This window comes from uncultured Nocardioides sp., from assembly GCF_902805925.1.
Lineage (GTDB): Bacteria > Actinomycetota > Actinomycetes > Propionibacteriales > Nocardioidaceae > Nocardioides.
The window spans coordinates 1-14,581 of record NZ_CADCUP010000224.1; the positions used below are offsets into that span (position 1 = coordinate 1).

The window sequence follows — 14,581 nt, forward strand, 5'->3', positions numbered from 1 at the left end:
TGAGCTGGGTCCGCGCCATCTCCCCGACCGCGGTCGCACGCCGGGCGTCCAGGCACTCGACGGACCCCAGCGCCTTCAAGGTCTCCGCTCCGTGGGTGACCGCGGTGGACAGGTCGAGGGCGTCGGCCAGGTCCAGCTCCGCGGTCACGCGCATGGTGCCGGCGAAGGAGACCTGCTGCTCCTCGATCGTCACATGACGGGAGTCGGCACCACGGGCGGCCTCCAGGGCCGCCCGGTCGGGGTGGAACCGGGCGATCGCGGCATCGACGAGCCGGTCGAGGGTGGTGGTGGAGGTGCGGTGCGCGAACGGGGCGAGCTGCCGGTCCACGAACGCGGCGGCCTCGCGGGACAGGTCGGCGTGGATGGTGGTCTCGGCGACCCGGCGGGCCTTCCACGGAGCCAGCTCGCCGGCCTGGACGCGGCGCCACAGCCGCGGCAGCCGGTGCCGCAGCTCCAGGGCCTGGCCGATGAGCCGCTTCGCCGCCACCGTCGACATCCCCAGCGCCGCCTCCGCCGCATCAGCCAGAGCACGGCGCGAACGGGCGTAGCCGAGCACCGCAGCAGCGGTGTCGGGAAGCTCGCGCGTCATGGTGGCCACAGGAGGACTCAACCAGGGGCCACCGACATTTCAGCGGCCCCCGATGGCCCCCTGTGGACCGGGTGAGGGATGAGACCGTAGCTCGGCCGAGACTCGGGCACGATGGTGCGCATGCCCCACGACGAACAAGAGGTGCACGGCCCGCTGCGCCTCGACGGGCAGGTCCTTCACTCCGAAGGTGGCTTCCGCCGCTCATGAGCCGACTCCTCCACCTCAACGGCCCGCCCGGGATCGGCAAGTCCACGCTCGCCCGCCGCTACGCCGCCGAGCACCCGGGCGTCCTCAACTGCGACATCGACGTGCTGCGGACGCTGATCGGCGGCTGGGAGGACGACTTCGTCCGGGCCGGAGCGCTCATCCGGCCGGCGGCGCTGGCGATGATCGAGGCGTACCTGGCCCACGGGTCGGACGTCGTGCTGCCGCAGATGCTGCTCGACCGCGACCAGCTGGCCCGGTTCCAGGCCGCCGCGGCGGGCGTGGGCGCGGAGTACGTCGAGCGCGTCCTCATGGACTCCCCGGCCGCCGCCGTCGCCCGCTTCCACCGCCGCGGTGCCGACGACGAGGACCCCTGGCACGACACGGTGCGGGACATCGTCGCGATCAACGGGGGCGACGCGGAGCTGCTGCGCTGCCACCGGGCGCTCGAGCGGCTGCTGGCCGAACGGGTCGACGCCGTGCGCATCGAGAGCAGCGACGGCGACCCGTCCGCGACGTACGCCCTCCTCCTCGAGTCGCTGACGCAGCGCTAGACCCGGTCACCCGCAAGGGATGTCGCCGAGGCGAGCCAGCCCCTCCAGGTCTCCCGGTCCCCAGCTCAGCTGCCGACCGGTCCGCGGGTTCATCAGCTCGCCGGGGTCGTCGACGTGGTCCAGCCCCACCACGTGGGCGAGCTCGTGGTCCACGACCGCCTGGTCCACCGCGAGCCGGAGGCCCTCCACGTCGTCGAAGGCCTCGCGGTCGAGCACCACCTGGCCGCGGACGAACTGCACGCGGCCGGCGCCCCGCTGCACCGCCGAGCTCCCGCCGACCCCCGCGACGTCGCCCTTCAGGGCGGGCACCTCGTCCTCGGTCGCCCACATCACGAGCACCGTGGCGCCGGTCTCCTCGGCCGCCATGTCGCGGCTGTCGGTCTGACCGGCATAGACCAGGTCGAGCCCGGACGCCGAGCCCACGTTCTCGATCGCGCGGTCCACCAGCGTCCTCCACCGCCCCGGCGCACCGTCAGGGTTCACCGCGACCGTGATCGGCGTGCACGGGTCGTAGCCGACCGGCCGGCCGGTGCCCGGCTGCGTCGCGATGAAGGCGTAGCTGCCCGCGTCCACGGCCGGCGACAGCACGCCGACCCGCGCCAGCCCGCTGCCGACGAGGGCCCTCACCCCGGCGGCGGTGGGGCTCGGGTGGATGGCCAGCACGATGCCGACCAGGGTCAGCGTGAGGGCCACGACGGTGAGGTTGCGCAGGCCGTGCCGGGTCCGGCGTACCTCCCGCGGGCCGGTCGTCCCGGGCAGCGCACCGAGGCCGAAGCGGCGGTCCAGCTCGTCGAGCTCGCGCATCCGGCGCTCGAGGTCGCGGGCGTTGCGACGCCGCTGCGCCTTCTCGTCACCGAACACTCCCCCATGCTCCCCGACGCCACCAACGACGTCCCGGGGATCCGACGGACCGACGCGCCACCGGTCGACGTCTACCCTCGGGGGGTGAGCAGCAACGAGCCGGGGCGCGAGCGCGACCTCGACCGGGCGTGGCGCGACATCGTCGACCACTACGGCGAGCGGCCCGAGGTCGAGGACGACGCCCCGCCGCCGCCCGTCCCGGAGCCGGAGCCGGCGCCGGTGGCGAGCACCCCGCCGGTCTCCGAGCAGCACGAGGAGGAGAGGTTCGTCCCGCCCCCGCCTCCTCCGCTGCCCCGGGTCGAGCCGCGACGCCGCATCGCCTGGGCCGGGCTCTTCGGGTCGCCCCTGGTGCTGCTCGTCTTCACCGTCCTGGGGTGGGGCATGCCCCGCCTGGTGGCGTACGCGCTGGTCGCCGGGTTCGTCGGCGGCTTCGTCTACCTCGTCGCCATGATGCCGAGCGGTCCGCGCGACCCCGGCGACGACGGCGCCCGCGTCTGAGGCCCGCCCGGTCGCCGTTAGGGTGGCGCCCGTGAGCGCCAACGAGACCGTCGAAGTCACCGGCCACCTGATGGACAGCGGCATCCTGTCGCGGATCCTCGACGACATCCGGGAGTACGACGGCGACTACGTCATCGACCGCTTCGACGTGGGCCACGAGGCGAACGACACCTCGCGCGCGACCATCACCGTGACGGCCGGCGACGACGACGCGCTGCAGCGCCTGCTCATGCGCCTCCAGACGCGCGGGGTCAACCAGGTCGACCCCGGCGAGGCCGTGGTCTCGGAGGCCGAGCACGACGGCGTCTTCCCCGACGGCTTCTACTCCACCACCAACCTGGCCACGAAGATCCGCCTCGGCGGGCGGTGGTACGACGTGGAGAACCCCGAGATGGACTGCGGCCTGGTGGTCGAGCCCGTGGAGGACGGCGGGAACCGCGTCTACACGCTGCCCATGTCCGACGTGCGCACCGGCATGCGGGTCGTGTGCGGCGCCTCCGGCATCAAGGTCACCGGGCCGATCGCCGACAAGAGCTCGGAGTCGTTCGGCTTCATGGAGTCCGACGTGTCGTCGGAGAAGCCGCAGGGGCTGCTGGTGCGGCAGGTGGCCGACGGCATGCGGGAGGCCAGGGCGGCGGGCAAGAAGGTGCTGTGGGTCGGCGGCCCGGGCGTCGTCCACACCGGTGCCGCTCCGGCCCTGGTGCACATGGTCAACGCCGGCTTCGTCGACGTGCTCTTCGCCGGCAACGCGCTGGCCACCCACGACATCGAGTCGAGCCTCTACGGCACCTCGCTGGGCGTCGACCTCGCCCAGGGCCGCGGCGTCGAGCACGGCCACGAGCACCACATCCGCGCGCTGAACACCATCCGCAAGCAGGGCTCCATCAAGGCGGCCGTCGACAACGGCGTCCTGACCGGCGGGATCATGCACGCGATGGTGACCCACGACAAGACGTTCGTGCTGGTCGGCTCCGTGCGCGACGACGGCCCGCTGCCCGACGTCTACACCGACGTCATCGAGGGCCAGCGCGCCATGCGTGCCGAGATCGGCGACGTCGGCTTCTGCCTGATGGTCGCGACCATGCTGCACTCGGTGGCGACGGGCAACATCCTGCCCGCCTCGATCCCCCTGGTGTGCGTCGACATCAACCCCGCCACCGTCACCAAGCTGGCCGACCGCGGCTCCTCGCAGGCGCGCGGCATCGTCACCGACGTGGGCCTGTTCCTCGAGCAGCTCGCCATCGAGCTGGTGCCCGACTACCGCCGCAGCTGAGTCGACCTGGCCAGCGCCGCCGCACCCACGAGGCCGGCCTCCGGACCGAGGCGGGCGGCGACCAGCGACGGTACGACGCGGTGCGCCGCGCCGACCAGCGACCGCTCCAGCGACACGCGGGCCGGGCCGAGCAGGCGCTCGCCGGCGGCCGAGACCCCTCCGCCCACGACGACCCGCTCGGGGTCGAGGGCGGCCACCAGGTTGGCGACGCCGACCCCGAGCCAGTCGCCGACCGAGGTGAACGCCGCCCGCGCCAGCAGGTCGCCCGCGGCGGCCGCGTCGGTGACCATCGGCCCGGTGAGCTGCTCGGGGCGGCCGCCGCTCGCCTCCTCGAGCATGGTCGGCTCGTGGCCCATGCGCTCGCGGGCGTAGCGCACGAGCGCGTTGCCCGAGGAGTACTGCTCCCAGCACCCGCGCCCACCGCACTCGCAGGGCAGCCCGTCGGGCACCACCTGCATGTGGCCGAACTCGCCGGCCATCCCGTTGGCGCCGCGGACGACGTGCCCGTCGACGATGAGGCCGCCGCCGATGCCGGTGCCCAGCGTGACGACCACGGCCGAGCCGGCGCCGCGCGCCGCGCCGTGCTCCCACTCGGCGATGGCGGCGCACGTCGCGTCGTTCTCGAGCACCACCGGCACCTGCCAGCGATCGGCGAGCCGGGCCCGCACGGGCTCGTCCTGCCAGGGCAGATGCGGGGCGAACATCACCCGCTCGCCCGTGGCCTCGACGAAGCCGGCCGCCGCGAGGCCCACCCCCGCGATGGGCGCCCCGTCCGCGACCGCGTGCACGGTCTCGGTGAGCACCTCCTCGATGAGCGCGGCGTCCACCCGGCGCCCGGGCGTGGCGCCCCGGGCGGTGCGCACCACGGTGCCGTCCTCGGACACCACCCCGGCGAGGACCTTGGTGCCACCCACGTCGACGCCCACCCACACGGGTGCGGTCATCTCCTGAGCCCCTCAGCCGCGGAGCCGGGCGGGCCCGGTCCCGAGGCTCATGGGTGCCCCTCCCGCACGTCGGCGTCGACGTCCGGATGCTCCGCGGCCCCCTCGTCCGGCACGGCGGTCGCCAGCCGGACGGCCGCCGCCTGCACCAGCGAGGTGGCGGCCGAGGCGAGGTGGCTGGGGCGGCGTCCCCGAGTGGTCGCCCGGCCCCGCGGGTGGCCCCACGTGCGTCCCTGGTGCGGTCACGTCGTCCTCTCCTCCGTCAGAGAGACTCGACGCGCTTCTTCAGGCCCTTGAGGGCGGTGTCGATGAGGATCTTCTCGCCCTTGCGCTTGAGCATCCCGATGAGCGGGATGGAGACGTCGAGCGCCAGGCGGTAGGTCACCTCGGTGGACCCGTTGCCGAGGTCGTGCAGCACGTAGGCCCCGTCGAGGGCCTTGAGCATCCTGCCCTCGACCAGGGTCCAGGTGACCTGCGCGTCGCCCGACCACCGGTAGCGCAGCGTGTACTCGTCCTTGATCGGCGAGACGTCGAGGGAGAAGAACACCTCCTCGGCCCGGCCGCCGGACCCCTCTCGCACCACGTCGGCGGTCTGCACGCCCTTGGCCCACGTCGGGTAGGCGGGGAAGTCGGCGATGACCGCCATCACCTGGGCGGGCGAGGCGTCGATGACGATGGAGGAGGTGGTCTGTTCGGCCATCGAGACCCCTGGGGTGGAGCCGGCACACGTGCCGACGGGTGGACTGGGGGCTGTGACCCTACCTGACCCCGCAGGCCCCGGAGCCGTCCGCCAGTGCCCGGATGGGCGCCGCCGGCGGCGCCGACGGTAACGTGCGCACGTTCACCGGCCACACCCGCAGGAGGCACCCGTGCGTGAGTTCTCCACGCCCCTGGACATCGAGGTCCCCGCGACGGGGAACCTCACCGACGACGTCGTCGCCAACGCCCGCGAGGCCGGCGACGCCGTGGTGTTCAGCCGCCCCCGGGACGAGGCGTGGGAGGACGTCACGGCCGCCGCGTTCCTGGCCGAGGTGCGGTCGGTGGCCAAGGGCCTGGTCGCCGCGGGGGTCGAGGCGGGCGACCGCGTGGCCCTGATCTCGAAGACCCGCTACGAGTGGACGCTGCTCGACTACGCGATCTGGTTCGCCGGTGCCGTGACCGTGCCGATCTACGAGACCTCCTCGGCCGAGCAGGTCCGCCACATCCTGCGCGACTCCGGCGCGCGGGCCGTCGCCGCGGAGTCGGCCGAGCACGTCGCGCGGGTCGCGCAGGTGCGCGGCGACCTCCCGGACCTCCACCACGTGTGGTCGATCGCCGACAACGCCGTGGATGTGCTGACCAGGCTCGGCGAGGACGTCCCCGACGACGAGCTCGAGGCACGGCGTACCACAGCGACGCCGCTCGACCTGGCCACCGTGATCTACACCTCCGGCACCACCGGGCTGCCCAAGGGCTGCATGCTCACGCACGGCAACTTCATGTTCGAGCTGGGCGTGGCGGTCGAGGAGCTCGACGTGCTGTTCCACGAGGACTCCTCGACGCTGCTGTTCCTCCCGCTGGCCCACGTCTTCGCCCGGGTCATCCAGGTCGGCTGCGTCAAGGCCCGGGTCCGGATGGGCCACAGCGCCGACATCAAGAGCCTCCTCGACGACCTCCAGACCTTCCGTCCGACCTTCATCCTGGCGGTGCCCCGCGTCTTCGAGAAGGTCTTCAACACCGCCTCCCAGCGCGCTACCGCCGACGGCCGGGGCAGGATCTTCGACCGGGCGGCCGACACGGCCATCGCCTACAGCCGAGCCCTCGACAAGGGCCGTGCCGGCATCGTGCTGCGTGCCCGGCACGCCCTCTTCGGCCGCCTCGTCTACGGCAGGCTGCTGACGGCCCTCGGCGGCCACTGCGAGTACGCCCTCTCCGGCGGCGCCCCGCTCGGCGACCGCCTCGGTCACTTCTACCGCGGCATCGGGCTCACCGTGCTGGAGGGCTACGGGCTCACCGAGACGACGGCAGCGCTCACCGTGAACCTGCCGGACGCGCAGAAGGTCGGCACCGTCGGTCGCCCGTTGCCCGGGACGGCGGTCAGGGTGGCCGACGACGGTGAGCTGCTGTTCCGCGGCGGCCAGGTCTTCTCCGGCTACTGGCGCAGCGAGGAGGGCACCGCCGAGGCCCTGACGCGCGACGACTGGCTCCACACCGGGGACGTCGGCGAGGTCGACGACGAGGGCTTCGTCCGGATCACCGGGCGCAAGAAGGAGATCCTGGTGACCGCGGGCGGCAAGAACGTCGCACCGGCCGTCCTCGAGGACCGCCTGCGGGCGCACGCCCTGGTCGACCAGTGCATCGTGGTCGGCGACGGCCAGCCCTTCATCGCCGCGCTCGTCACCATCGACGAGGAGTCGTTCCCCGCGTGGGCCGCGCAGCACGGCAAGACCGGCACGGTCGCCGACCTCGTCGACGACCCCGACCTGCGCGCCGCCGTCGAGGAGGCCGTCGAGGAGGCCAACCGGGCGGTGTCCAAGGCCGAGTCGATCCGGAAGTTCGCCATTCTCCCGGTCTCCTGGACCGAGGAGGACGGCCAGCTGACGCCCAGCCTCAAGCTCAAGCGGAACGTCGTGATGCGCGAGTTCCGCGACGACGTGGCGGCTCTTTACCTTCCTTGACGAAAACCACTACACGCCGCCTCTCCCGCGACTAGCGTTCGGGCGTACGGACCGGGCCGTCCACGGCCTCGCGTCCGGCGCACCGACCGGGACGAATCGCGGGGACCACCCGGTCCCTGAGTGAGAGGCCACACCGATGGACCGTCGCAAGCTCATGCTGTTCGCAGCCACGACCATGGCTGCCATCGGCACCGTCCTCGTCTTCTTGTACGTGCAGGGCGCCGACAGCCGGGCGGTGGCGAAGTTCGAGAACGTGGAGGTGCTGCAGGCAGTCGCCGTCATCGAGCCGGGCGAGACCATCGAGGCCGCGGCCGCCGCCGCCAAGCTCCAGCTCCGGCCGGTCCCGCAGACCGTCGCGATGCCGAACGTCGTCGACGCCATCGACGCCATCGCAGGCGAGGCCGCCAACACCCGGATCTACCCCGGCGAGCAGATCGTGACGGACAAGTTCGGTGAGTCCGGCGACGCGTCGGTGCTGCCGATCCCGAAGGGCAAGGTCGCCATCTCGGTCCAGCTGACCGACACCTCTCGCGTCGCGGGCTTCATCAAGGCGGGCTCCCAAGTGGCGATCTTCGTGCACGGCACCGGCAAGGCCCTCGTGAACGGCGAGATGAAGGAGGACGAGCCCATCACCCGCCTCCTGCTCCCGGACATCACGGTCATCGCCGTGGGCTCGACCACCCCGGCGGCGGCCCCGGCCGAGGACGTCGCGGCCGAGGTCCTGCCCTCCACCCTGATGACCCTCGCGGTGGACCAGGACCAAGCGGAGCGCATCTTGTACTACGAGCAGAACGGCGACGTGGCGTTCGCGCTCCGCAACTCCGACAGCAACCTGAGCGCCGACGACACCGGCGTGACCATCGACAACGTCTTCGAGTGAGTTGATATGCCCGTCGTTATCGATCCAGACCAGACCAAGGTGGCGGAGCTGCTCAAGGCTCTCCCGCCCGGTGGCCACGCCATGGACACCGTCGAGCGCCTCGAGTCGTGGCTCGACCAGCGCGCCGAGGAGTTCGCGGTGGTGCTGGGCCCGAACCTGGGCCTGGACTCCGCACTCGCCGTCGCCGACCAGCTCCGCGTCCAGCGCCCGACGATCAGCGTCGTCCTCGTCCGCGAGGTGGTCGACACCGAGGTCCTGACGCGTGCCATGCACGCCGGCGTCCGCGACGTCGTCGCCGACGGTGACATGTCGGCCATCGGCACCGCGCTGGACCGCGCGCAGGAGGTGTGGCTCGCCCTGCGCGGCTCCACCCCGGCACCCGTGCTCGGCAAGGTGCTCACCGTCTTCTCCCCCAAGGGAGGCGTCGGCAAGACGACCACCTCGGTCAACCTCGCCCTCGCGCTCGCCTCCGACGGCCAGCGCAAGGTCTGCCTGTTCGACATGGACCTCGCCTTCGGCGACGTCGCCATCACACTCCAGCTCTTCCCGACCCACTCCATCGAGCACCTCATCGGCAGCGAGGCCACCCTCGACGTCGCGATGGTGGAGGGCATGCTCACACCACACGACTCGGGGGTGATGGTGCTGGCCGCACCGAGCCTGCCCGACGCCCGCGACCGCGTCACCGGTGCCCTCGTCACCCGGGTCCTCAAGACGCTTCAGGAGCGCTTCGACTACGTCGTGGTCGACAGCGCACCGACCTTCGACGAGCAGACGCTGACCGCCCTCGACGGCACCGACGAGTGCGTCATCGTGGCGACCCTCGACGTGCCGACGCTGAAGAACGTGCGCGTCGCGCTCGACACCCTGGACATGCTGAGCCTGGTGCTGGGCCACCGGCACCTGCTGCTCAACCGGGCCGACGACCAGGTCGGCCTGGGGGCCGACAAGGTGGAGTCCATCCTCGGCCTGGAGGTGGCGGCCCGGATGGCCACCTCGATCGACATCGCCGCCGCCACCAACGCCGGCCAGCCGATCGTGCTGTCCTCCCCCGACCATGACTCCTCGCGGGTCGTGCGCAGGCTGGCCACCCGGCTGACCGGGGAGCCGCTCGCGAACGCCGAGTCCGGGGCTCCTGCCTCGGGCCGCCGCTTCCGGATCAGGAGGTGACCGCGTGAGCGGACTCGCAGACCGCCTCGCCGCGGCCAGGCGCCGCCGGGACGACGACCCGGCCGGCAACGACGACGTCGCCGCACCGGTCCGCGACGACCTGGAGGGCCTCATCATCGGCGCGCCCCTGACCACGACGGTCACCGCGCCGGTCCCGCCGCCCCCGCCGGCCATCACCCTCGCCGGCAAGCGGCGCGCGGCCGTGGCCGTCGACGAGCAGCCGACCACCCCGCGCCGCGCGCTTCCCCAGCAGACGGACCGGCTCGAGCTCATCAAGGCCAGCGTGCACACCGAGCTGCTCCGCGAGCTGGGGCCGACGCTCTACGCCGCCAACCTCGACCAGAACGAGCTCGACCAGAAGGTCCGCGCCGCGCTCCACGACGTGCTGGCGTCGCAGGAGAAGCCGCTGAGCGCCGTCGACCGCACCCGCGTCACCCAGGAGATCAGCGACGACATCCTGGGCTACGGACCCATCGAGCCCTACCTGCGCGACCCGGAGGTCTCCGAGGTCATGGTCAACGGCCACGACAACATCTGGCTCGAGCGCTCGGGCCGGCTGGTCGCCGCCGACGCGAGCTTCGCCGACGAGGCGCACCTGCGGCGCACCATCGACAAGATCGTCTCCCGCATCGGCCGCCGCGTCGACGAGTCGAGCCCGATGGTCGACGCCCGCCTCCCCGACGGCTCCCGCGTCAACGCCGTCGTGCCGCCGCTGGCGATCGACGGCTCCGCGCTCACCATCCGCAAGTTCGCCGCCGACCCCCTGACGGTGGAGGACCTGATCCGCTTCGGCTCGCTCAGCGACCGCACCGCGGCCTTCCTCGACGCCTGCGTCCGGGGCCGTCTCAACATCATCGTGTCCGGCAGCACGGGCGCGGGGAAGACCACCACGCTCAACGTGCTGTCGTCCTTCATCCCCCACGACGAGCGCATCGTCACCATCGAGGACGCAGCCGAGCTCCAGCTCAAGCAGGAGCACGTGGTCCGCCTGGAGTCCCGTCCCGCGAACATCGAGGGCAAGGGCGAGGTCGCGATCCGCGACCTGGTCAAGAACAGCCTGCGCATGCGCCCGGACCGCATCATCGTCGGTGAGGTCCGCGACTCCTCCGCCCTGGACATGCTGCAGGCGATGAACACCGGTCACGACGGCTCCATCTGCACCCTGCACAGCAACGGCCCCCGCGACACGCTGTCCCGGCTGGAGACCATGGTGCTGATGGCCGGCATGGACCTGCCCATCCGCGCCATTCGCGAGCAGGTGGCCTCCGCGGTGGACCTGATCGTCCACCAGACCCGCTTCAAGGACGGCACCCGCCGCATCACCCACCTCACCGAGGTGGAGCGCATGGAGGGCGACGTCATCACCCTGCAGGACGTCTTCGCCTTCGACCACACGGCCGGCTTCGACGAGAAGGGCAACATCCTCGGCCGCCTGCGCGGCACCGGGCTGCGTCCGAAGTTCCTGGAGAAGATGCAGTACGCCAACGTCCACGTCGACCCCATGCTGTTCGCCATGGACGGCCGGTGATGAGTCGGGCCGCCGCCTCGGCCCTCGCCGTCGCACTCCCCCTGCTCCTCGGGCTGCCCGGCTCCGCTGCCCGGGCCGCCGAGCCCGCCGACGACGCGACCAGGATCACCCACGTCCAGCACGAGGACGGGAGGGTCAGCCTGCTCGTCAACGTCCCGCCGGACGTGGACGTCGACCTGTCCACGGTCACCGTCACCGTCGGCGGCGAGAAGACCGACGCCGAGGCGGTCCCCGCCGACAGCACCTCGGTCGTGCGCCGTACCGCCGTGCTGGCGATCGACACGAGCAACTCCATGAGAGGCGACCGGTTCCGGGCCGCGAAGTCCGCGGCGCTCGTCTACCTCGACAGCGTGCCCTCCGACGTCGAGGTGGGCATCGTCACCTTCGACAGCGACGTGAGCGGCCCGCTCCAGCCGACCACCGACCGCGACCGGGCGCGCGCCGTCGTCGACGGGCTCGCCCTGAGTCGCCGGACCCGGCTGTACGACGGCGTGCTGGCGGCGGTCGCGATGGCCGGCGACGAGGGCCAGCGCAGCGTGCTGGTGCTCTCCGACGGCGCCGACACCAGCGACACAGACCTCACCGCCGTCGAGGCGGCGATCGAGGGCTCCGGCGTGCTCACCGACGTGGTGTCCCTCGAGCAGACCGGCGCCGGCGCCGTGGACGCGCTGACCCGGATGGCCGAGTCCGGCAGCGGCACGGTCATCACCGCCGAGTCCGAGGCGCTGGCCGAGACGTTCACCGACGAGGCGGACGTCCTGGCACGCCAGGTGCTGGTGACCACCGCCGTCCCCGACTCGGTGACCACGACCGACGCCACGGTGACCGTCGCGCTCCAGGCGGGCGCGACGACCCTGTCGGCGGAGATCTTCGCCCCCGTCCGCGACCGCACCTTGGAGAGGGAGGTCGCCGCGCCCCTGCCGAGCGCCGCAGGACCGGGCATCCAGGTCCCGACCTACGCCGTCTACACCGGCGTCGGCCTGCTGGGCACCGGGCTGGTCTGCTTCGTCGTCATGGTGGGCCTGGGCTCGCGGAGGACGCCGGAGATGTCGGCGGTCGACCGCGTCGTGCAGTACGCCGCCGCGGGCGGTCGTGGACCTGCGCCGACGATGGAGAAGAACGAGCAGCCCCTCAGCCAGGCCAAGGACGCCGCTGCGGGGGTGCTGCGCCGCAACAAGACGCTCGAGGACCGCATCGCCCGCAAGCTCACCGCCGCGGGCAGCGGCTTCCTGCCCGCGGAGTGGCTGCTCCTGCACATCGGCGTCGCGGTCGGCTCGGCGCTGCTCGGCCTGCTCCTCGGTGGAGGCGGCGCCCTGACCGGCGCCGCGTTCCTGCTGCTCGGGTTGCTGGCCCCCTGGGTCTGGCTCGGCTTCAAGAAGAAGCGCCGCTTCAAGTCCTTCAACTCCCAGCTTCCCGACACCCTCCAGCTCATCTCCGGCTCGCTGGCCGCCGGCCTGTCGCTCGCCCAGTCGATCGACACGATCGTGCGCGAGGGCGGGGAGCCGATGAGGACGGAGTTCCGGCGCGTGCTGGTCGAGACCCGTCTCGGCGTGAGCATCGAGGACGCCCTCGAGGGCGTGGCCGAGCGCTTCGACTCCAAGGACTTCTCGTGGGTGGTCATGGCCATCCGCATCCAGCGCCAGGTCGGCGGCAACCTCGCCGAGCTGCTGGACACGGTGGCCGCCACCATCCGCGAGCGCGAGTACCTCCGGCGTCAGGTGCTCAGCCTCTCGGCCGAGGGCCGCCTGTCCGCCTGGGTCCTGGGGTGCCTGCCACCCGGCTTCTCGGGCTACCTCCTGCTGACCCAGCCCGACTACTTCGGCGTCATGTTCAGCGACCCCCGCGGCTGGCTGATGCTGGGCCTGTGCGGGGTCATGCTGTCCGTCGGCGCCTTCTGGATGAGCAAGCTCGTGAAGGTGGAGGTCTGACATGGTCATGCTGCTGATCCTCGGGGCGCTCCTCGTCCTGCTGTCGGTCTACCTGCTCTCCCTCGCCACCGTGTCCAACCGCAGCCAGCAGCCCGGGGTCGACCGGGCCCTGGCGGCGCTGGAGGCCATGGGGGGCGCACCCAAGGAGCTCACGGCCGAGCTCAACAAGCCGTTCTCCGAGCGCATCATGGAGCCGCTGCAGAAGCGCGCCCTGAGCCTGGGCCGGCGCCTCACCGGAGCCGACTCGACCGAGCGGATCACCCACAAGATCGAGCTGGCGGGCAGCCCGGCCGGCTGGAGCGTCGACCGTGTGGTGTCGCTCCGCGTGATCGGTGCGGTGGGCGGGCTGGTCGCCGCCGGCTTCGTCACCCTGCTGCTCGACCTGTCGCTGACCATGCGCCTGGTGGTCATGGCGATGGGCCTCGTCGTGGGGTACTGCGGGCCGAACTTCTACCTGTACCAGCGCGCCTACGACCGCCAGGAGCAGATCTCCCGCGGGCTGGCCGACGCCATCGACCTGATGACCATCAGCGTGGAGTCGGGACTCGCCTTCGACGCGGCCGTCCAGCAGGTGGCCCACAACACCGAAGGCCCTCTCGCCGACGAGCTGTCGCGGGTGCTGCGCGAGATGCAGATCGGCTCCTCGCGAGCCGTCGCCCTGCGTGCGATGGCCGAGCGGTCCAACCTCGACGACCTGCGCAGCTTCATCTCCTCCCTCGTCCAGGCCGACGCCTTCGGTATCCCCATCGCGCAGGTGCTACGCGTACAGTCGTCCGAAATGCGCGTCAAGAGACGTCAACATGCCGAGGAGAAGGCCATGCAGGTGCCGGTCAAGATGACCATCCCGCTGATCTTCTGCATCCTGCCCTGCCTGTTCATCGCCGTGCTCGGGCCCGCGGTCATCAACATCATGGACAGTTTCGGCGGATGATCCGGGCCGCGCGGCCGCACTCGGGGCTGGTCGACGGGGCCAGGGCGTTCGTCCTGCTCGCCCTGGGCGTGCCGGTGCTGTGGGCCCGGGAGGTCTACGGCGTCCTGGGTCTGCTGGCCCTCGTCGGCATCTGGCTCGCTGTCTCCCTGGCCGTGCGTACCCGTCTGCCCCTCGCGCTGGTGTGCCTGGTGGAGGCGCTGCTCGTGGGCCTGGTCTGCGGCATCGCCTTCCCCCAGGCGCCTGCGCTGCTCGCGGCCCTGGCGGTGCCGCCCTTCGCCCACGGGCTCTGGCGCGGGGCCCGCGGGGTCGCCGCCTCGTTGTCGGCCGAGGCGATCGGCCTCGTGGTCGTCATCGGGCTCGGGCAGGCCGCTCCCACCGCCGACCAGATGGCGGCCGTCTTCACCTGGCTGGTCACCGGCTTCGGGCTCGGCCTGGTAGCGAGCTTCCTGGGCTCGCTCACCGACGACGAGCCCGACAGCTCCGCGCCGTACCGCGAGGCCCGGCTGCTGATCCGCGAGCTCCTCGACCTCTCGGGCCGGCTCAGCGGCGGACTCGACCCCACCAGCA

Annotated in this window: 14 protein-coding genes; 10 read left to right on the top strand and 4 right to left on the bottom strand. The window is 72.3% G+C overall.

The genetic code is table 11. The features are described 5' to 3' along the window. Nucleotides 1–589, bottom strand: a 589-nt coding sequence (locus QZX64_RS16175) for a DUF222 domain-containing protein (RefSeq protein ID WP_295661909.1), incomplete at its 3' end; no start/stop codon positions are given. Between the two features lie 203 nt (nucleotides 590–792). Here QZX64_RS16175 and QZX64_RS16180 point away from each other — a divergent pair. Next, the gene (locus QZX64_RS16180; protein WP_295661872.1) at nucleotides 793–1,347 is read left to right on the top strand and encodes an AAA family ATPase; all 555 of its coding nucleotides are present in this window, start codon (nucleotides 793–795) and stop codon (nucleotides 1,345–1,347) included. Nucleotides 1,348–1,353: 6 nt separating this feature from the next. On the opposite strand, the gene QZX64_RS16185 is transcribed toward QZX64_RS16180, so the two are convergent. Next, nucleotides 1,354–2,208 carry a hypothetical protein gene (locus QZX64_RS16185; protein WP_295661874.1) on the bottom strand — a complete coding sequence of 285 codons (855 nt, stop codon included), beginning with the start codon at nucleotides 2,206–2,208 and terminating at the stop codon, nucleotides 1,354–1,356. A gap of 84 nt (nucleotides 2,209–2,292) precedes the next feature. Between QZX64_RS16185 and QZX64_RS16190 the strand changes: the two genes are divergently transcribed. Continuing rightward, complete coding sequence (locus QZX64_RS16190) at nucleotides 2,293–2,706, top strand: hypothetical protein (protein ID WP_295661876.1); 414 nt, start codon at nucleotides 2,293–2,295, stop codon at nucleotides 2,704–2,706. A gap of 31 nt (nucleotides 2,707–2,737) precedes the next feature. Continuing rightward, a complete protein-coding gene (locus tag QZX64_RS16195) occupies nucleotides 2,738–3,979 on the top strand; it encodes a TIGR00300 family protein (RefSeq protein WP_295661879.1) in 1,242 nt (413 codons plus the stop codon). On the opposite strand, the gene QZX64_RS16200 is transcribed toward QZX64_RS16195, so the two are convergent. Continuing rightward, nucleotides 3,964–4,923 (bottom strand): ROK family protein, encoded by a 960-nt coding sequence (locus QZX64_RS16200; protein WP_295661882.1) that lies wholly within the window; start codon nucleotides 4,921–4,923, stop codon nucleotides 3,964–3,966. The genes QZX64_RS16195 and QZX64_RS16200 overlap by 16 nt on opposite strands. Before the next feature lie 259 nt (nucleotides 4,924–5,182). Further along, nucleotides 5,183–5,620, bottom strand: a complete 438-nt coding sequence (locus QZX64_RS16205) for an SRPBCC family protein (protein WP_295661885.1) — start codon at nucleotides 5,618–5,620, stop codon at nucleotides 5,183–5,185. Between the two features lie 169 nt (nucleotides 5,621–5,789). Here QZX64_RS16205 and QZX64_RS16210 point away from each other — a divergent pair, with 169 nt between their 5' ends. From QZX64_RS16210 to QZX64_RS16240, 7 genes are all read left to right on the top strand, one after another. After that, nucleotides 5,790–7,577, top strand: coding sequence for a long-chain fatty acid--CoA ligase (locus QZX64_RS16210; protein WP_295661888.1), 1,788 nt, complete (start codon nucleotides 5,790–5,792; stop codon nucleotides 7,575–7,577). A 136-nt stretch (nucleotides 7,578–7,713) separates the two neighbouring features. Beyond that, complete coding sequence (cpaB, locus tag QZX64_RS16215) at nucleotides 7,714–8,457, top strand: Flp pilus assembly protein CpaB (RefSeq protein ID WP_295661891.1); 744 nt, start codon at nucleotides 7,714–7,716, stop codon at nucleotides 8,455–8,457. A gap of 6 nt (nucleotides 8,458–8,463) precedes the next feature. Further along, entirely contained in the window at nucleotides 8,464–9,627 is a 1,164-nt protein-coding gene (locus tag QZX64_RS16220) for an AAA family ATPase (protein WP_295661893.1), read from the top strand. Nucleotides 9,628–9,631: 4 nt separating this feature from the next. Then, entirely contained in the window at nucleotides 9,632–11,155 is a 1,524-nt protein-coding gene (locus tag QZX64_RS16225) for a CpaF family protein (RefSeq protein WP_295661896.1), read from the top strand. After that, the gene (locus QZX64_RS16230) at nucleotides 11,155–13,083 is read left to right on the top strand and encodes a type II secretion system F family protein (protein WP_295661899.1); all 1,929 of its coding nucleotides are present in this window, start codon (nucleotides 11,155–11,157) and stop codon (nucleotides 13,081–13,083) included. The genes QZX64_RS16225 and QZX64_RS16230 overlap by 1 nt, the downstream gene beginning before the upstream one ends. 1 nt (nucleotide 13,084) lies before the next feature. Then, complete coding sequence (locus QZX64_RS16235) at nucleotides 13,085–14,014, top strand: type II secretion system F family protein (RefSeq protein WP_295661902.1); 930 nt, start codon at nucleotides 13,085–13,087, stop codon at nucleotides 14,012–14,014. Beyond that, on the top strand, nucleotides 14,011–14,581 hold a 571-nt coding region (locus QZX64_RS16240; protein ID WP_295661905.1), incomplete at its 3' end, for a hypothetical protein. The genes QZX64_RS16235 and QZX64_RS16240, both read left to right, overlap by 4 nt.